The sequence below is a fragment of the Serratia marcescens subsp. marcescens ATCC 13880 genome (genome assembly GCF_017299535.1).
GTDB classification, from domain to species: Bacteria; Pseudomonadota; Gammaproteobacteria; order Enterobacterales; family Enterobacteriaceae; genus Serratia; species Serratia marcescens.
Window position 1 is genome coordinate 520,116 of sequence record NZ_CP071238.1, and the last position, 18,720, is coordinate 538,835.

At 48.5% G+C, this 18,720-nt stretch carries 16 protein-coding genes, 1 tRNA gene and 1 pseudogene; 13 read left to right on the forward strand and 5 right to left on the reverse strand.

Annotated features, from left to right (window positions below; translation table 11 throughout):
• Window positions 1-88: 88 nt before the first annotated feature.
• From J0F90_RS02415 to J0F90_RS02425, 3 genes are all read left to right on the forward strand, one after another.
• A complete protein-coding gene (locus J0F90_RS02415) occupies window positions 89-805 on the forward strand; it encodes a LuxR family transcriptional regulator (RefSeq protein ID WP_033638865.1) in 717 nt (238 codons plus the stop codon).
• Between the two features lie 1,063 nt (window positions 806-1,868).
• A tRNA-Leu gene (locus J0F90_RS02420) sits at window positions 1,869-1,953 on the forward strand.
• Between the two features lie 164 nt (window positions 1,954-2,117).
• Window positions 2,118-3,374, forward strand: coding sequence for a tyrosine-type recombinase/integrase (locus J0F90_RS02425; RefSeq protein WP_033638864.1), 1,257 nt, complete (start codon window positions 2,118-2,120; stop codon window positions 3,372-3,374).
• Between the two features lie 30 nt (window positions 3,375-3,404).
• Here the strand turns inward: J0F90_RS02425 and J0F90_RS02430 are convergent, their stop codons facing one another.
• From J0F90_RS02430 to J0F90_RS02440, 3 genes are all read right to left on the reverse strand, one after another.
• Entirely contained in the window at window positions 3,405-5,810 is a 2,406-nt protein-coding gene (locus J0F90_RS02430; RefSeq protein ID WP_072009637.1) for an SIR2 family protein, read from the reverse strand.
• A gap of 395 nt (window positions 5,811-6,205) precedes the next feature.
• Window positions 6,206-6,460 (reverse strand): ogr/Delta-like zinc finger family protein, encoded by a 255-nt coding sequence (locus tag J0F90_RS02435; protein WP_072009635.1) that lies wholly within the window; start codon window positions 6,458-6,460, stop codon window positions 6,206-6,208.
• Entirely contained in the window at window positions 6,457-7,182 is a 726-nt protein-coding gene (locus tag J0F90_RS02440; RefSeq protein ID WP_033641320.1) for a hypothetical protein, read from the reverse strand. Before J0F90_RS02440 ends, J0F90_RS02435 begins: the two co-directional genes overlap by 4 nt.
• 541 nt (window positions 7,183-7,723) lie before the next feature.
• Between J0F90_RS02440 and J0F90_RS02445 the strand changes: the two genes are divergently transcribed.
• The 10 genes and pseudogenes from J0F90_RS02445 (at window position 7,724) to J0F90_RS24650 (ending at window position 15,786) form a co-directional block, all read left to right on the forward strand.
• On the forward strand, window positions 7,724-7,987 hold the full coding sequence (locus J0F90_RS02445; RefSeq protein ID WP_033638863.1) for a helix-turn-helix transcriptional regulator: 264 nt from the start codon (window positions 7,724-7,726) through the stop codon (window positions 7,985-7,987).
• On the forward strand, window positions 7,984-8,229 hold the full coding sequence (locus J0F90_RS02450; protein WP_033638862.1) for a hypothetical protein: 246 nt from the start codon (window positions 7,984-7,986) through the stop codon (window positions 8,227-8,229). Before J0F90_RS02445 ends, J0F90_RS02450 begins: the two co-directional genes overlap by 4 nt.
• A 5-nt stretch (window positions 8,230-8,234) precedes the next feature.
• Window positions 8,235-8,564: pseudogene (locus tag J0F90_RS24865) on the forward strand (ash family protein); the annotation flags it as partial.
• Window positions 8,565-8,588: 24 nt separating this feature from the next.
• Window positions 8,589-8,780: a host cell division inhibitor Icd-like protein gene (locus J0F90_RS24870; RefSeq protein WP_412103733.1), complete on the forward strand. Its 192-nt coding sequence runs from the start codon at window positions 8,589-8,591 to the stop codon at window positions 8,778-8,780.
• Entirely contained in the window at window positions 8,777-9,040 is a 264-nt protein-coding gene (locus J0F90_RS02460; RefSeq protein WP_033638860.1) for a hypothetical protein, read from the forward strand. The genes J0F90_RS24870 and J0F90_RS02460 overlap by 4 nt, the downstream gene beginning before the upstream one ends.
• Window positions 9,037-9,372, forward strand: coding sequence for a DUF5375 family protein (locus J0F90_RS02465; protein WP_033638859.1), 336 nt, complete (start codon window positions 9,037-9,039; stop codon window positions 9,370-9,372). Before J0F90_RS02460 ends, J0F90_RS02465 begins: the two co-directional genes overlap by 4 nt.
• Window positions 9,373-9,382: 10 nt before the next feature.
• Window positions 9,383-11,716, forward strand: a complete 2,334-nt coding sequence (locus J0F90_RS02470; protein WP_033638858.1) for a primase-helicase zinc-binding domain-containing protein — start codon at window positions 9,383-9,385, stop codon at window positions 11,714-11,716.
• A gap of 816 nt (window positions 11,717-12,532) precedes the next feature.
• Window positions 12,533-13,801: a tyrosine-type recombinase/integrase gene (locus J0F90_RS02475; RefSeq protein ID WP_033638857.1), complete on the forward strand. Its 1,269-nt coding sequence runs from the start codon at window positions 12,533-12,535 to the stop codon at window positions 13,799-13,801.
• 396 nt (window positions 13,802-14,197) lie between these two features.
• A complete protein-coding gene (locus J0F90_RS24645) occupies window positions 14,198-15,031 on the forward strand; it encodes an SIR2 family protein (RefSeq protein WP_080286899.1) in 834 nt (277 codons plus the stop codon).
• A gap of 38 nt (window positions 15,032-15,069) precedes the next feature.
• Window positions 15,070-15,786, forward strand: coding sequence for a hypothetical protein (locus tag J0F90_RS24650; protein ID WP_080286898.1), 717 nt, complete (start codon window positions 15,070-15,072; stop codon window positions 15,784-15,786).
• A gap of 124 nt (window positions 15,787-15,910) precedes the next feature.
• On the opposite strand, the gene J0F90_RS02485 is transcribed toward J0F90_RS24650, so the two are convergent.
• Both J0F90_RS02485 and J0F90_RS02490 read right to left on the reverse strand, forming a co-directional pair.
• The gene (locus tag J0F90_RS02485) at window positions 15,911-17,050 is read right to left on the reverse strand and encodes a restriction endonuclease subunit S (RefSeq protein WP_206640390.1); all 1,140 of its coding nucleotides are present in this window, start codon (window positions 17,048-17,050) and stop codon (window positions 15,911-15,913) included.
• Window positions 17,047-18,681 (reverse strand): type I restriction-modification system subunit M, encoded by a 1,635-nt coding sequence (locus J0F90_RS02490; protein ID WP_033638856.1) that lies wholly within the window; start codon window positions 18,679-18,681, stop codon window positions 17,047-17,049. The genes J0F90_RS02485 and J0F90_RS02490 overlap by 4 nt, the downstream gene beginning before the upstream one ends.
• Between the last annotated feature and the right edge of the window lie 39 nt (window positions 18,682-18,720).

Here is an 18,720-nt window from a genome sequence, read left to right on the forward strand (position 1 = left end):
TTTTGTGGGGGGGGGCATGCCCCCGCCTGCGGTTTTTGTCGTGCTATAGTCACTTCAGCAGCAATGCAGGAGAGGGAGCAGGCAGCCAATGGAAGACGAATATAATCTCAGCAACATTATCGGCAAGCGCCTGGAGGCGGCATTAGGAGAGTTGGGCGATCTCCTGTGGGCGTATGTGGTCCTATCCAAAAAAGACATTGCCTGCATCTTTGGCGTCACCAACTACCCGAGTGAATGGGTAAAAAAGTACCAAGAGCAGGGATTGCAGTACATTGATCCGGTAGTGCTTACCGCCCGCAACCGCCTGATCCCGTTCGCCTGGGACGAGCAAATCATGGCCGACGCGGGGCTGCACTTTCCTGAGTTGTTTGAACAGGCCCGCGAGTTTGGCGTAACGCACGGCTATACCTTCGTGCTGCACGATTACAACGACAATCTTGTCACGCTTTCCTTTGCCTTCAACCTTGAGCAAAGAGCGGAAGCCATCCAGGCGCTCACCGATCGTAAAGGTGATATTTCGGTATTGCTGGCCTCAATCCATGAGTCCTATCTGGCGCTGTCCCCACTGTCAGCAAAAAACGCCGCAGCCCTGGAGAGAAACGCCCGCTTTACCGACAGGGAAAACGAGATCCTCTATTGGGCCAGCGTAGGTAAAACTTACCAGGAAACGGCGATGATCCTCGGTATAAAGACCGGCACCATCAAGTTTCATATGTCCAACGTCGTCAAAAAGTTGGGGGTCACGAATGCCCGACATGCCGTGCGTCTGGGGATGGAGCTGCGGCTGATTAAGCCGGTGGAGTGACGGGCTAGTTAGCCCGTGGAATACTGAGGCAACGACTGCGCAGAACTCATCAGCCGGGATACGTCTAAAGAGAGAAAATACCGGCTGGCGAGCAGCGTCTTTCGAATCGGGAAATGACGGGCGTTAAATCGGTAGTGATTTGGCACTGAGGCGATTAACGTAAAGGCAGCAATAACGTATCGGCCCCGAACTCTGCGATATGAAATAATCACCTAGCTGAACTTATAAAGGTCTAGTAAGGGACTGTACTTTAGTCTAACTGGTTTCGCACCCCTTGAGGCGATACACTTTCCCGGTAATGTTTTGATAAAAAATACAAAAAAAAACCTGACCGCGTAGGGCCAGGTTGCCAATATTGGCCAACACCAGGGAAAATTTTCTTGCACCATCTTAAAGCTATTAACTCCGCAGAGGCAAGCGATCTCAGCTGGTTTTTAGGCATTAACCAGCCATTGTGTTAGGTATGTGCGCTATTTTATGGTGATTTTAGTTCGAAGCCTATCCAACCGAAAATACCGTCTCTTTTTTGATGGCGTTATTCCTCTCTTTATATTTTCCGTCTGATATTTACCAATGAAAAAATAGTGTTCTCGGAATGTTACGCAACCTCATTCTTTATTGGCTGACACATTGTTATGCAATTATTTGCAGCATTGTCATTGCGGCTGGGGATTATATTGTTTTTGCCAGGCGCAGGGTGAGGCAGTGGTGATGGGGGGCGGGTTGCGACCAACGACGTGCCGGGCTACTGAACGAATCTCGCTAGCGCGGTGAGCAGTGGGAGTGAATGACGTCCGGCACAGGAGCCATCATTGCTCTGTGCAACGACGCTGGAATCTGGAATCGGACGGCATTGCGTGAGCGTGGCGACTGATCCTGGATGCTCGTTGCAACAGCCTGCTCATCATCAACGTGGTTGGGAGGGGGGCACAGCGAGAGGATGGGGCGGGCAAACGCGCGTGGCGGCGGTTTTTTCGACACTTAACTCATTGAACAACGGATAAGTGTTGCGTGCTGGTCGCGGGAAGGTATAATTCACCCGTTTTCCGCATACTACTTCAGTGCCGAAGTGGCGAAATCGGTAGACGCAGTTGATTCAAAATCAACCGTAGAGATACGTGCCGGTTCGAGTCCGGCCTTCGGCACCATTCCACCTTCCGTAGTCGTCCGACGAAGTCCAAAAAATCCTTTAAAATCAATTAGAGTAGCCTTTCTGGCGTCCGCTGTTGTCCGAGACCGTCCGTTGAAATCCAGGGGGCACTGGGGGCATAATTGGGGGCATCTCCACTTCGATAGAAAATGTGCCCCCAAAATGAAGCTAAACGCCCGCCAGGTCGAGACCGCAAAGCCCAAAGAGAAAACCTACAAAATGGCCGATGGTGGCGGTTTGTATCTCGAGGTTACGACGAAAGGTTCCAAATATTGGCGAATGAAGTACCGCCGCCCTAACGATAAAAAAGAGGATCGGCTTGCTTTCGGTGTTTGGCCGACGGTCAGTCTTGCCGAGGCACGTAGCAAAAGAGACGAAGCCAAAAAGCTGTTGGTACAAGGATTGGATCCAAAAGCAGAAGAAAGGGAAGCTCAGGCTGAAACTGCGGGCGCATACACGTTCGAGACCATTGCCCGAGAATGGCACGCCAACAACAAACGTTGGAGTGAAGATCACCGAGCGAGAGTGCTTCGTTATTTGGAACTGTATATTTTCCCGCACATTGGCGCAGCTAATATTCGTGGCCTTAAAACCAGCCATCTCTTAGCACCGATTAAGGCCGTTGACGCCAGCGGTAAGCACGACGTAGCGCAGCGCTTACAGCAACGTGTTACGGCCATTATGCGTTATGCAGTTCAGAACGATTACATTGATTCTAATCCTGCCAGCGACATGGCCGGAGCATTGGCAACAACCAAAGCTCGGCATTATCCGGCATTGCCGCCTCATCGTTTCCCTGAGTTTCTCGCAAGGCTTGCCGCTTATCGGGGACGTCTCATGACACGCATCGCCGTAGAGCTTTCTTTACTCACCTTTGTGCGTTCTAGTGAGCTGCGCTTCGCCCGCTGGGATGAGTTCGATTTTGATAAAGCGTGCTGGCGCATACCGGCGCAGCGTGAAGAAATCAAAGGTGTACGCTACTCACACCGTGGCATGAAGATGAAAGAGGAGCATCTCGTCCCGCTAAGCCGTCAAGCGTTGGTCTTGCTGGAGCGTTTGAAGTCTTTGAGTGGCGATAACAAACGGTTATTTCCCGGCGATCACGATCCCGATAAAGTCATGAGCGAAAACACGGTGAATAATGCACTGCGTGCAATGGGATACGACACTAAAACAGAGGTGTGCGGTCATGGTTTTAGGACTATGGCTCGCGGTGCTTTAGGTGAGTCTGGGTTGTGGAGCGATGATGCGATAGAACGCCAGCTAAGCCATTCTGAGCGAAATAGTGTTCGAGCTGCTTACATCCATACGTCAGAGCATCTTGATGAGCGTAGGTTGATGGTTCAGTGGTGGGCCGATTATTTACATGCAAATCGTTATGGTTATGTAACTGCCTATGATTACGCAAAGAAAAATTAGATAACCCCCCTCAACTAGGAGGGGGGTATGTTATTCATCGCTACCTAATTGGCCTGTAATAATTCGCTCAAATTTCAATATTAATTTACTTATTTCTGGATCGGACGTTCTTTCCTCTGCTTGCTTTAATCTTGTTATTGCGTCATCAAATACTGCTATATCTTTTGACTTTCTGTAAAGTTCAAGCCCAAGTGAACAATAAGAACTCAAAATGTATTTGTGATCTGGATAACGCTGCAGAGCTATAATTGCTACCTTCTCTGCTTCTCGCAAAATTGAAATTCTATCTTCGTTCATTATGCCTGGTGTGTTTGCTGCTCTTGCTGTTAAGAGCGAAACTTTATAACGCATGATTGCACTATCAGATTTGAAATCTTTGTCAAAAATTCTTATTTCTGTTTCAGCTTTATCAAATTCACCTAAGTCAATCATATTTCTTATGAGCCTATGTCTAGGTAAGCGTTCTCCAGGCGCAATTGAAATCATTTTTCTCAGTAGTCGATTTTGAACTGTTTTATCCGAAATTCTTTGTAGTCCGTTTTCGATATTGCAAAGTTCTCTAATAGTACGAATTTCAATATCATATGTTGGTGAAATGCAATCAATAACCTTATCGAAAAGAGATATTATCTGTTCTGCATCTGAATATTTGTATTTTGCGATTATATCTACAATTACAGAATGTCTTCCTCTCCAGCCATAAATACCTTCCCGCTCACTAACGGTATACTCATTAATTATTTCTGATAAGTTAATTAAAATGGCTTGAATGGCATCACTAGGGATGCTTAGTAATCTGATGATTAATTGTCTGTGGACTCTAACCCCTGCACTTTCCATTGCGGCAACAATTTTATATATTTCTTGAAGTTCAGGCGATAAATTAGCATATTCCCGTAAGATAATATCATCAAATTTCTCTGAGGCGAATATATTCTTCAAACAAACAAACATATCAGACTCACATCTGACCGCTAGCCGCCTCTTTCTTTCTGGCCTAGAAAAACCACTGAAGTTTTCTTCAGTTAACCCCCTCATAGTTGGGTTGTTTTCGATTAGGAAAAGAAGTCGGTCTATTTCTTCACTTGACAATTGTGAAAGACTTACATCTTTGCCATGTTTATATATGTTTGGGGTTTTAATGCGCGGATTCCATAGGTTCTTAGATGAGGCGCAAATTATTTTTAAACTGAAAATATTGTCTGAGCGTAGTCTGTCAATTAACTCGTTAATTGCATTTAGTTGAGAGTGAGCCTCATCTATAAACAATACGCCTAACTTATCATTTTTTAAAAGCTCCTTACTTACATCCAACCACGCTAATGCTTCTAAATTGAAATCGTTTTTATGTTCCCAGCATATTATACCTTTATCTATGCATCTAACGAGCATTTGCCTGGCTGCGGTTGTCTTTCCTACACCACTCGCCCCTAGAATGATGAGTGATGTAATGTCCGATGAGTTAATTAACTCATCGCTAAGGCTGATAATATCTCGCTCAAATGTTAGCCCGGATTTAATATCAGAGTATAGGGCTGGCCAACCATTAAACATGGCAATTGCATCGCCATCTCCAGACATTAAGTGATTGACATCCTGGGTTGTTGCACGTAATTGTATAGTATTATAGAAATAATCTTGATCATTCCTTTGTGGCCCTACTTGAGGTTTCGCAGCAGCTAATTCGGCAAAAAAATCATCAATTCCACCAAAGCATACCTTGAAACCTCTTCTCTCATAAAGCATGGCTCTGTTATCATCTCTATTGTAAAGGAATAATGATACCTTACCAACGCCGGAAATAGCATTTATACTAGCTGTTTTTTCAATTAGCTCTTTAATGTGTGCGTCTGCAAGTGAATGCCCTATGATTATTAAGTGAGAGTCACCAATGTCATTTTTAAATCTATCCCAAAGTTTCTCTCTATATTCTACGGTTTGGTCGTAATCACCGTCACTTATGATTATTCGAGATTGAGTTCCGTCAACGATGTCTTTGTCTATGGTTCCGTGTAATTTAAAGTATTTTAGACTGTCAGCACTGCCGGTATTAGAAAAGTCGAAGTTTGAAGAAATGACTCTTATTCTTTTTTGAGATGAGTTGTAAGTCTGTTCTATTAATTCGTCGTAGTTTGTTGTGTATATTGACTTCCAATCATATAGAGGCGTATTTAGTATGCCTCCAGTGGGTTTGAGATCTTCAAATAGCTTCCTTAGCTCAGTTATCATCTCGAGTCTTGTATATTTTGTTTCTAATATGCTGGTAAACTCTCTGAGACTATATCCATTAGAATCTTCTTTGAATCTTCCTGCTAGTTTTTTTATTATCCCATCCACGCTGGGGGCTCTAGATGGTATGGATGATCCTGCGCCGAAAAATAAAACTGTTTTTTCCGGAGTTATATCATGAACTAATTGTTTTATATCTATAGGCATGTTAAATCCATTTTTTGTGAATTGGGGCTATTGTTTCTTCTAATCTTAAATCTCTTCTCGATTCTGTTTGATATTTTATTCCATATTTAATGATATATTCTGCATATTTTTGATATTGATCACAATATGCTCTTCTCATGAAGAGCGCAATACTTCCCCCGCCTCGCCTGCGCGCTTCATGTGTCGCTTTTCATGCAGTTGCATGAACGGCCGCAGGCCGCGCCAGTACTGGTGCGGCAGGGGATGAAAAGTGCATTTTCTTGCATGCAAAATCATGCACCCTATGCATGCACGCGCAATTTGAGGCTGGCTAGCCAGGAAAAAGGCTGTTTTGGGCGAGGCGGAAGGGGAATGCCCCGCGATGCTGTCGAGAGCGGCGGGGCTGAGGAGGGCGCTTAGTGCATGGTTGGATTGCTGCTGTAGCGGCGACAGCGGTTCAATGTCCTTTCCTTCGGCGGCGGTGGGGCGTTCTCGTCGGCCGGTTGTGCCTGTATCGGCTGACACAGGATTTTATCGACGCTTTCCACCGTCTTGAATGTGCAAGAACAAGTCAGGCTCTGACATTGGTAATACGCCTCTTTCGTTCGCTCCGTGATATAGCGGCTGGTGCGAGTATAGGACGCATGGGTGCACAACGGGCAGCGCATCATGATTGGGCTCCTTTTTCTTGCAGCAGACGGCGTTTTTCCGCCAGTTCTCTTGCCACTTGCATCTGGCGCATTGGACTTCTTTGTAGCTCCTGCAATACGCCAGTTTGTTCCGGTATCGTCAGACCAATCTCATTCAGCACCGGATGGTCGATATTTTGCATTGCCGTGGCAACGTTAATATGGCCCCGCAGTGTTCCCAGCAGATGTTGCTCAATCGCTTTCACCGGATCATCCCCATAAACGCTATACGCCTTTTTCGCCAGCGCGCAGGCCTTGACAATCTCAGGGCTGATAAGCGCCTTGCTCAGTGCTTCCACGGCTTGGCCCATTGCATGGTCAGCAAAGGTTGTGAGGGCGTCTTTATGCGCGTTCACCACCTTCGGGGCCGATCCTCCGCAATCAAGATGAAACTCTATTTTGTCCAGTTCCATCTCTTCAATCAGGCCGTCGAATTCCTTCGCCAGCTCCCGCTTGGAAATCCGGCTGTGGTGCTGCGCTTGCAGTTCCGGCGTCATTTCTCCGCGCAATTTGCGAAACAGGGTGCGCCACTGGCTTTCTGCCTCCTGGCTCTGCACTTCGGTGTCTTTCTTCTGTTGGTGGCAGCGGGCAATGCCTGTCACCACGTCGGTCAACGCCTGGTAGTTTTTGTCGTGGGCCGCGCGAGCGTCACGCAGGGCTTGCAGTTTATCGGTGATGTATTTCGGTAAGGCGGTGGTGCTCATGGTCGAGTCTCCGGTGTCAGTCAATGTGAAGCTATTCTGCTGACCGCCGTACAACATCGCCATTCATCCCGGTTGGACTGTCCCCAGGACAACAGCCTTGGGCACTGATGAGAAAACCATCAAGCCGTTTTTAGTTTTACCTAAAACTATTCACTACTGTTCACATAAATAAAAAATATATATAAATCAGTAAATAAGAGGGTGAACACTTCTCGCTAAACTCTTCACCCAGTGTTCACCACTGTTCACCCGGCCAAAACGACCTTTTCCCTGGCTAGCGGTGTTTGGCGGTTTTTCCCTATTAATCAACTGTACATTCATCGTTCAGGCTTTCCGGCCGGTTTGCCAACAACGGTCAATAAATGCCAATAAAGGCCAGTATCGGCCAACGTTGTCCACTTGATTGAAAAGTAAGCATAAAATCTGTTCCACCACACAACAACACCTTGTTGCCACCCTGGTAAATATTCACATAATAGGGCGCTACCGAAGTTCACACAGTCCCGGCCAGCGTTGGCCGGACACAAAGAGGTAGCGTTTTATGTTGACCGTTTCCACCCCCACCCCATCCACCCCGTCGCCGGTTATTCCTGGCAGTTACACCCCGCGCGAGCGCTTTATCCGCCTGCCGGAAGTGCTCTACACCACCGGCCTGTCCCGCTCCACCGTGTACGAGATGATGAGCCGTCGGCAGTTCCCGGCCCAGGTCTCCCTCGGCGGTAAAAACGTCGCCTGGCTGGCCTCCGAGGTCGAGCAGTGGATGGATGAACGTATCGCCAACCGTCACCAGGGGGCCGCCGTATGATGCAGTTAACCTTTGGTCGCCAGCATTTCACCCTCGATGAGCGCGACGCGCTGTTTGTGGCGGAAGCTATTTTGTTGCAGCGTAAAGAGCCTGGCGTCGTCTTGCCGGAGCACCGCAGTGAAAAACACGGCGTTATTCGTCTGGCGAGTCGCCAGGCCGAGCCGCGCCTGTTCCGTGCCGGGCCGGTGCCGCTGACCTGCGCGGCTGCTGATACCCGCAACGACCAGCTTACCGACTGTTGATCACTATGCGATCGATTGAACGTCCGGGGGCGTCTTACGGCTTGCTCCCACGTCCGGCCCTGCGCTATAGTCCTCCCGCTGCCGCAAAATCGGCAGCCGGGCGTGGAAACCCGAGTAACTCTAAGGCGACACAACACGCGCCATGCGTGTTTTTTTATGTCGCAGCCTTTGCTCGCTCATTTTTTGCGCGGTGGATGTTATGCTATCGCAGCAGTCAATCAATGGTGGCTCAGGCGGGGCTGACTTCGGTCAGGCCGGTATTCTTAGAGGCCGGTATTTCCACCCCCGTCTGGGCTACCACCCATAAGCGTGGAAACTTCGGTGGTAGCAATAACCTTTACTCTAAGGAGGCTGCCACCATGGCTACGACCCTCACCCCGACTCACCCTACATTCTGCTTTTTGTTTGCGGCCGTACGCCGTTCTGCGCTGACTGCCGCCCCGCGTATCGTGCGCACCGTGGCGGATTCTGAGCACAACGCTCGCCGCGTGCTGGCCCGTGATTACGTGTTGTCCTTTGCCGGTCGTCTGCCGGTTAAGGCGGTGGCATGAACACCCTGGCCGACCGCTACTACCGCGACACCCATTACCCTATCCCGCACGCCGATTTTCTGCGTCTTCAGCATGCGCACGCCACCGGCGTGCTGTTCCTCGACCTGCTGGACACCCTCGACCTCGGCGGGCAGCGCCCCGACGTCGCGCAACAGGCATCGTTCGCCTCGGTCATTGCCCTGCTGACTGACCAGCTCGGCCACGTCGTCAACACCTGTGAAACCCAAATCCTTGCCCGCATGGAGGCCACCGCCGCATGAACACCTCATCCTGTTTACCGATTGAAGTCCGTACCGCCGTTTTCCGCCGCGCCGTGGCGCAAGCCTATCTGGACACCTGCGCCTTTTACCGGGTGAGCCTCGGGTACACGCTGGACGAGCTGCAGATGACGATTGCCCTGCGTCTGGAAGGGCACTTTGTGCGTCAGTACGGCGCAGAAGACGGCATGGATATGGCGTGCACCATGCTGAGCGATATGGTGCAGCCGGACGTTCTGGTGGCTGCGCCGCGCCTGACCGCGCTCGGGCAAAAGATGATGGACGAGCTGTGCTGTGAGCGCCTGTCGGCATCGCAGAACGCCACCGTACACTGAGGAGAAGAGCATGAGCGCCCAGTTCGTTTCCCAGACCGTACGCACCGCCACCGGCCACTGGCCGGTGATACTCCCGGCCCTCGGCATCGCCTTGCAGCCGAGCGGCAAGCCGCAGCCGTGCCCGACCTGCGGCGGTAAAGACCGCTTCCGTTTCGACAACCAGGACGGACGCGGCACCTGGTTCTGCAATCAGTGCGGGGCCGGTGATGGCCTCAACCTGGTGGAAAAAGCCCTGTCACTGTCTGCCCGGGCCGCCGCTGAACAGGTGGCTGCCGTGATGGGGGATAATGCCAGCACTTTACCACCGGCCGCTAAGGCCGGTCATTCACCACAAGACAAGGCCGAGGCTCAGCGCAAGACCGCGCGACAGGCACAGGCTCTGGTGGCTGTCGCGCAGTCCCAGACCGGCAACGCCTATCTGAGCGCCAAAGGCTGGACGGAGGCAGAAACCCTGACCCTGCACGGCCAGCCGCTGCGCGTCGGGGGTATCACCTTCCAGCCCGGCGACCTGCTGTTGCCGCTGCACAATGCCGGGGGTGAGGTGGTCAACGTGCAGCTGATTAACGCCAGCGGGGACAAGCGCATGCTGGCAGGCGGGCAGGTGAAAGCCGCCTGCCACATTCTGAACGGCCCGGACAACGCGGTTATCTGGCTCACCGAAGGCTACGCCACCGGCCTCACCGTGCATCGCCTGACCGGTGAAACGGTGTGCGTGGCGCTCAGCGTCAACAACCTGGCGGCCGTGGCGGAGCAGGTACGCAGCCATTACCCGGATGCGCGGCTGCTGCTGGCGGCCGATAATGACCGCAGCGGCACCGGGCAGACCCGCGCTGCCGAGGCGGCCACACTCACCGGCGGTATCCCGGCGCTGCCGCCCACGGAAGGCGACTGGAACGACGTTTACTGTCAGCAGGGCGCTGAGGCCACGCGCGCGCAGTTCCAGGCGTTGAGCCAGCCGCCGCAGCCGAGCCCATTTGACACGCTGAGCGATGCCGACCTGAAAGCCATGAGCGCCAGCGAGAAGGCCGAACTGCTGGCTGAGCATTACGGCAACACCCTGGCGGTGCCGCCGGTGGGGGAAGAGCTGTGCCGCTATACACGTGGCGCCTGGCAGGTGCTGCCGCACCGGCAACTGAGCCGGGAGATTGCCGCGCTGTTCCAGAAGGTGCGCGCGCCGTTCTCCGCCGCCGGTATCAACAGCATTTTGGACACCCTCAAGCTGATGGTGCCGCAGATGGGCGAGCCTGCTCGCCGGTTGATTGGTTTTCGTAACGGGGTGTTTGATACCGTCAGCGGCCAGTTCAGCGCTCACCGGCAAGAACACTGGCTGCGCACCGTAAACAGCGTGGACTACACGCCGCCGCGCGCCGGGGAGAACCTGGCCGACCATGCACCGCACTTCTGGCAGTGGCTGACGCGGGCCGCCGGGGGCAACCACGATAAACAGGAGCGTATCCTCGCGGCACTTTTTATGGTGCTGGCCAACCGCTACGACTGGCAGCTGTTCCTCGAAGTGACCGGCCCCGGTGGCAGCGGCAAGAGCGTGATGGCGGCCATCGCCCGGCTGCTGGCCGGGGCTGACAACACCACTTCCGCGACCATCGATAACCTGGAGTCGGCGCGCGAGCGGGCCAGCGTGGTGGGTTACTCGCTGATTATCCTGCCCGACCAGGAAAAATGGAGCGGTGACGGAGCAGGCATCAAGGCTATCACCGGCGGCGATGCGGTCGCCATCGACCCGAAATACCGCGACGCCTACGCGGCGCACATTCCGGCGGTGATTTTGGCGGTGAACAACAATCCGATGCAGTTCAGCGACCGCAGCGGCGGCATCTCGCGCCGCCGCGTTATTTTGCCGTTCCCGGAAGCTATCGCCCCCGAAGAGCGCGACCCGTTGCTATTGGCGAAGATCACCGAAGAGCTGGCCGTGATTGTGCGTCACCTGATGCAACGCTTCGCCAACCCGAATGACGCGCGTGCACTGCTTCAGGCGCAGCAGAGTTCGGCGGAAGCCCTGGAAATCAAACGGCATGCCGATCCGCTGGTCGATTTTTGTGGCTACCTGACGGTGCTGGGTACCCCGGAAGGGATGATGATCGGCAACGCCAACATTACCCCACCGAATCCGCGCCGCTACCTCTACCACGCCTACCTGTCGTTTATGGCCGCTAGGGGTTATCAGCACGTGATGAACCTGACGGCGTTCGGCCAGGCGGTGCCGCAGACGCTCAAAGAGTACGAACACACGCTGCTGAAACGCCGCACCAAGCAGGGAATACAGACCAACCTGATATTGAGTGACGAGTGCGAAGCGGACTGGCTGCCTAAGTGCGGGGCGGTGTGACGGTGAGCGGGTCGATCGGCCGAGCCGATCAATAGGCCTTTATTGATCTGCCGAACCCATTGGACGCTCAATCGCCGCGCCGCCTATAGTGGCAGTGACCCGAATACATGCAGCAACACCAGGGCATCCTATCGGCCGCTGAACGGCCACTATCATAACGACAAGCGCTCCCAAAACCGGCTCAGGCCGGTTTTTTTGTGCCTGCGGTTCAGGCTGTTCACCCTGTAGGTGAACAGGGGTGTACACCGAGAAGGTAGCTATACATCCATCAATGCATTGAAATAAAAGGATAAAATAAAAAGGTGTATAGGGTGAACAGTTTTTCTATAAATCTTTTTTTTGTGGCAGTGAGTCCAAGAAATAAAGCTGCGATCAGAAAATAGCGACAGTAAATTTATGCGTAACAATATTTTTGGTTTGGGTTCGTGACACGGAACCTAACCGAACTCTTTGTATGGTTGAATTTTATGCTATTGTCAGAGCAATAGTCTAATCTTCCAGCGTTTCACGAAATTTATACTGGGGGCACAAAAGGGGGCATAACCGTACTTTGTTTTTAACAATTTCATATTTTTCAATGTATTGCATGGTGATTTGAGTCCGGCCTTCGGCACCAAAAGCATGCAAATGGACCTCAATTGAGGTCTTTTTTTATGCCAAAAATCCGCGCCACACAAGGCTTTACCCGCTTTCCTCCTCAACTAAAGTCAACCTGGGTCAACCCACATCAACAAGCTTGTGAGTATACTAATGAGTATATTTGCCGATTCGATATTGCTTGTATACTCACGATATACCTATGGAAGGAGGCCTATTATGGCCCTAACGGATACTAAAGTTCGTTCTGCAAAACCTGAGGAGAAAGAGTATTCACTTGTTGACGGCGACGGCATGTCCTTACTTGTAAAACCTAACGGCTCAAAGTATTGGCGATTTCGTTTCCGTTTTGGCGGTAAACAGCATTTGATGGCGTTCGGCGTTTACCCGAATGTTTCGCTGGCGGATGCCAGGAGGAAAAGGGAAGAAGCCAGAAAGCTGGTAGCTGCTGGTATCGATCCTCGTGAGCATAAACGTGCTGTGAAAGAAGAGCAGGCGAAAGAGATTATTACTTTCGAGAAGGTTGCCAGAGAGTGGCTCATTACCAATCAGAAATGGTCGGAAGATCATGCTAATCGCGTAAAAAAGAGCCTTGAGGACAATATCTTCCCGGCAATTGGCACTCGCAATATTACTGAACTGGGTACCCGCGATCTGTTAATTCCCATTAAAGCCGTAGAGACATCTGGACGTCTTGAAGTGGCTTCCCGTCTTCAACAGCGCACCACGGCCATCATGCGTTATGCAGTGCAAAGCGGGTTAATTGATTACAACCCGGCGCAGGAGATGGCGGGGGCGGTTGCTTCCAGTAATCGACAGCATCGTCCGGCGCTGGAGTTAAAGCGTATCCCTGAGTTACTCCAGAAAATAGATGGTTACACTGGCAGGCCGCTAACCCGTTGGGCAACGGAACTTACCCTGCTTATCTTTATTCGGTCCAGTGAGCTGCGTTTTGCTCGCTGGTCAGAGATCGATTTTGAAACGTCAATGTGGACCATCCCGCCAGAGCGAGAGCCTATTCCCGGCGTGAAACATTCTCAGCGAGGTTCAAAGATGCGTACACCGCATCTGGTGCCGCTTTCAAAGCAGGCGCTGGCGATTCTGAAGCAGATAAAACAGTTCTGTGGCGAACATGAGCTGATCTTTATTGGCGATCATGATCCGCGTAAGCCAATGAGTGAAAACACGGTAAACAGTGCGCTACGGGTGATGGGCTATGACACTAAAGTTGAGGTTTGCGGTCACGGCTTCCGCACAATGGCCTGTAGCTCGCTAATTGAGTCAGGACTATGGTCGAAGGATGCGGTGGAAAGGCAGATGAGCCATATGGAACGCAATTCGGTGCGGGCTGCATATATCCATAAAGCGGAACATCTGGACGAACGCAAGCTGATGTTGCAGTGGTGGGCGGATTTTCTGGATGCGAACCGGGAAAAAGGGATTACGCCGTTTGACTATGCGAAGATCAACCGGGGGAATGGAGAGTGAGTTGTTTAAAAGTGGACATGCGATCCTAAATTAAAAGCTGCTGATTTATCAAATGAGGAGTTGGTCGGTAGGGTCAAATAGACGAGTTTTCACTGAGGCAATACTTTCCATTGAGCCTAAGCGGCAGGAATGCGCCATGTAAGCCTAAATCTAAAGTCACGATTACTAGAAAACGGGAATGGGCTCTTGATTGGGCCCTACATCGTAACGAAGTTACAACAATTCGGCTATCATCAGGAGTGATAAGCTATTTATCAAGTTTTAATCTGATAACTAATTGAATCTTAAGGATTAGATTTCTTGCGTAAAATTGATAAATGTACTGGTGATGAAAGAAGCAATACCTTAATGTTATCGGTATAAAAAGGTTTGATTTCTTGTAAAGAGAGTATCAGTATGAATTTTAAGAAAAAACTTGAAGAGCATTTTAAGCAGTTCGAAGCATCCCCAGTGTTATTTGTTGGCTCCGGAGTGTCTCGTCGTTACCTTGGTGTGCCATGTTGGCAAGAACTTTTGAAGCATTTTGCTGAGGCTATTGGGGAAAATCATATAAAATTAAAAACAAAATCAAATGGTGACCTGCCCGAATATGCTCAATTATTGGTGTCGGCATATGCTGAGAAATGGTGGGATACTGAAGAAGGAAAATTAGCATTAAGTGAAAAAGAACAGGAGAAAACTTTCATTAACGAACAGTCTCCTTTGAAGTTGTCAATATCTAAATATATTGAGAATGCACATGAAAATATTATAGATAATGATGAGTTAAAACACGAAATTTCTCTTTTTGCGAAAGCAAATATTGATGGGGTTATTACCACAAACTGGGATGTTTTTCTAGAAAGCCTTTTTCCTAAATTTACAACCTTTATAGGCCAGGATGGATTGATTACTGGCAGGAGCCATGGTATTGCCGAAATATATAAAATACATGGTTGCTGCACTGAGCCTAACTCATTGATTTTAACATCAAGTGACTATGATAAATATAGAAAGAAAAACCCTTACCTATCATCTAAGTTACTAACTATGTTTATAGAGAGGCCTGTTATTTTCTTAGGCTACTCTTTAACAGATGAACATATAGCTGAAATCCTGGAAGATATAGTTAGTTGTTTTCCTGATGCCAGTTTGGATTTTTTACAGAATAAATTATTGTTTGTTGAATGGAAACCTGAACTTGCAGAGGCTGACATTAGTGACTCTGTTATTCATAAAAAATACCAGTAAAATATGTTCAAGCACCATCTTATAAAGAAATATTTGAGGTGCTGAGTGAAACTAAAAAAAGGATTCCAGCACATTTATTTCGAATGATAAAAGATGAGCTTTATGAGTTAGTCTTAACTGATGATCCGAAAGGAAAATTATATGTGAGGGATTCAGAGAAAATTGAAGAAGGGGTCAGTACAACGGAGTTTGTTGTGGGATATGGTGCTATTTCGATGGTAAAAAAATCGGAATCGATGGCAGCTAAAGGATTGGTTGGACTGGAACGTGTAGATCTTATCCGAGAAGTTGTATTTGAAAATGGACATTATGATTGGGAATGTGTTGTTAATGATGTTCTGCCAAATATATGTAAAGGCAATGCACGAATACCTGTTTTTCATTTCTTAAATCACGCTAATTTAATTAATCCCGATGGGAGTATAATTAATGAAACGGGACTCTCAGGTGGCGTTTTAACCCGATTACATATCACTCCTGTAAGTTTTCAGTCTCAAGGCTGGGATAAACGACGCTCTGAAACTGTTCCTGAAGTTAGAATTGGTGTCAATGAGTTATATCTTGCTCATGACTTCGGCTTTTTTTTAAGAATGATGCCATATATGGAACCGGGTTTAATCAAGCGTGATATGGACGAATTGCTTAAGATACTGAAAAAACATATTGATGAAGCGATGAGTATTCAAGCGTTATCAAGTAATTTTTGCAAATTAGTGTGTATTTATGATTATATTAAAAATAGTTACAGGTATTGAGTAAAAGACAATCTCCTTAGAGGGAGAGATAATAAGTAATGGCGTTACCTAAGGATAACGCCTTACTTGTCTAAAATATGTTCATTTCATCTAATAAATTGATGTTCATTTCGATATAAAGGGTTTAAAAATCCATTAATCTCTTCTGTAGTGATAAAAATTGAGTTTCTAAATAATTCGATGATATTTCTATTTTTTCTTTAATTTTTTCAATTTTAGCTAATCTAGCAAGTATTTCATCTTGATAGTATAGAGGAGGAAGAGGTACATTAAAATTGTTTAATAGTTCAAGGTTTACGCCGGTTTGCCCCGCTGTTCTTTCAGAGTTTTTTACAACGACATCATGATATTCCGGAAGTTGTAGAAGATAAAATATAAATCCCTTTCTAATATTTTCTTTAGGTGAAGCTTTCATTAAAGCTACATTGTAGCTACCGGATAAACCTCTAAGTATTTGAAACACAGGTGGTCCATAACGGGCAATCATAACATCATCAACTTCGAAAATACGCTTTGCTTTTTCTTGCGGAATATAAGTTGCATATTTATCGGATTTAAAATCTCTAATTTGCACTAACCTAATATAACCCTGTTGAGCTTCAAAAATAAAATCACTTTTAGGTGGTTGATTTCCACCTTTAAATTCAATAATATCTCCCATAAGATGGACAGGCCATTTTTTAGGATTTTTGATAGGATTCCCATACATTGTAGAAAATGTAGATCGAATAAGAGTATTTATAAGTTCAATAACTTTCTTGCGCTTTCGTATTACTGTATTTACTCTTCCAAGAATGGTTGCAATACGTTTTTGTTCTTTCATTGGTGGAACAGGTACTTTTAATCCCCGAAGAAAAGGGAGAGTAATACCTTTGACAGTAGCCCCTTTTCCTTCATTCTCAATAAAACCACTTTGAGATTGTAACCATCCAAAGAGATATTCTCTATCAATGACGTCATGATCTTTAATTAAAAGTGCTTTTATATCTTGATTTATTGCAACATCAATAGTATTGATTGCTACCTTACCTAATGCCATTCGTGTAGGGATTAATATATTACCAGCAGCGATAATATTCGTAGCAGAGTTCTTTAGACCGAGGTGTGTGATTGAATCAATGGTAGAGTCAATAGTATTTTTTTTGAAATCCTTGACTGAAGCCCATGGGATTTCACCGTTCCAATATTCAGAGTTACTTTTCTCAGGAGTACCGCCACCTTTTATATCAACAAGGTCTCCTAATGAAATCATCTGCCAACTCACAGCATATCCTCCAAGTCATCCAAATCCGCCAGAATCTCTTTCTCAAGGTCCTTCAGCCGCTTCAGTATCACCTTCGGATCTTCATACTCCTCCGCCTGATACACCACTTCTTTATAACGATTGATAGAGAGATCGTATTTTTGCGCAGCAATATCTGCTTTCGGCACCACAAACGCCGACTGAGTGCGGTCTTTAAAATCAACGCCAGCATCAATTCCTTCCGGGTACTGCTGCTTCAGCAACGAAGCAAATTTATCGCCCATGAAGTTATCAACGGGTAGTCCGCGTAATGCACGGTACTGCTTCCAGCTTGCCAGCAGATGCGGAAGATCGTTGTCTTTTATCGGGTTACGCTTGTCATCAAGGCTGTAGCCGTCATTTTGTAGATCGTAGAACCAGACCTCATCCGTCTGGCCGCCTTTGGTAAAGATCAGGATCGCCGTTGCCACGCCAGCGTAAGGCTTAAATACACCGGAAGGCAGGTTGATCACCGCTTCCAGTTGGTTATCTTCCACCAGCGTTTTACGCAGCGACTGGTGCGCCTTACTGGAACCAAACAATACGCCCTGCGGCACGATAGTGGCACTGCGTCCGCCAACTTTCAGCATTTGCAGAATGCGCGCCAGGAACAGCAGCTCAGTTTTCTTGGTTTTCACCATCGCCGACAGCGTGGCGTCGATATCTTCCTCATCCAGTGAACCAGTAAACGGCGGGTTCGCCAGAATCAGGTTGAATGCGTTTTTACTGGCCTGAGGGAAATTGGTGCTGAAGCTTTGGCTCATGGTGTCCTGATAGTGAATATCCGGCTCTTCCACTCCGTGCATAATCAGGTTCATGGCGGCAATACGCAGCATGGTGGTATCAAAGTCGTAACCGTGGAACATGTTGTTATCCACATGGTCACGCCACGGCGTCAGCAGATCGCCGGTAAAGATTTTTTGCTCTTCTAATTCGCCGCGTTCGTTGGTGCCAATTTCGGTATGAATGGACTCCAGCGAGCTGTATTTTTCCAGCAGGTACTCATAGCTGGTCGCCAGAAAACCGCCTGTACCACAGGCCGGATCGCAGATCGTTTCACCACGTGCCGGGTTTGGCTCCATCATTTCAACCATTGTGCGGATAATGTGGCGTGGCGTGCGGAACTGACCGTTAATCCCGGCAGTAGTCAGCTTGCTTAACAGGTATTCGTAGAGATCGCCTTTGGTGTCGCCACGATCCAGCGGCAGGTTTTTGATCACCTCGACGGCTTTGGTCAGCAGTGACGGTTTAACAATCTCCAGGCGAGCATCTTTCATAAAGTTGCCCAGCAGCGTCACTTTCGTATCTTCAGCTTGTCCAAGCTGACGGAAATGCTGGAATACGCCGTCGCGCACTACTTCCATCATCTCGTCCGAGCCAAGGTTGCTGTAGTGGCTGAACCGGAACTCCTGCTGCTCAGGTGCAAAGCGTGGTTTAAAATCAACGCCTGCAATTTGCTTACGCTTCTCGTCCCGTTGTTCCTGGGTATCCAGCATCCTGGAGTACATCAGGTAGGTGATTTGTTCGATTACGGTCAGCGGGTTAGTGATGCCACCCACCCAGAAATCTTCCCATAGTCCGTCGATTTTACTTTTTAAGTCACCAGTAATCATTGTTAACGTCTATACCCTGTTATAAATACAAAAGCCCCG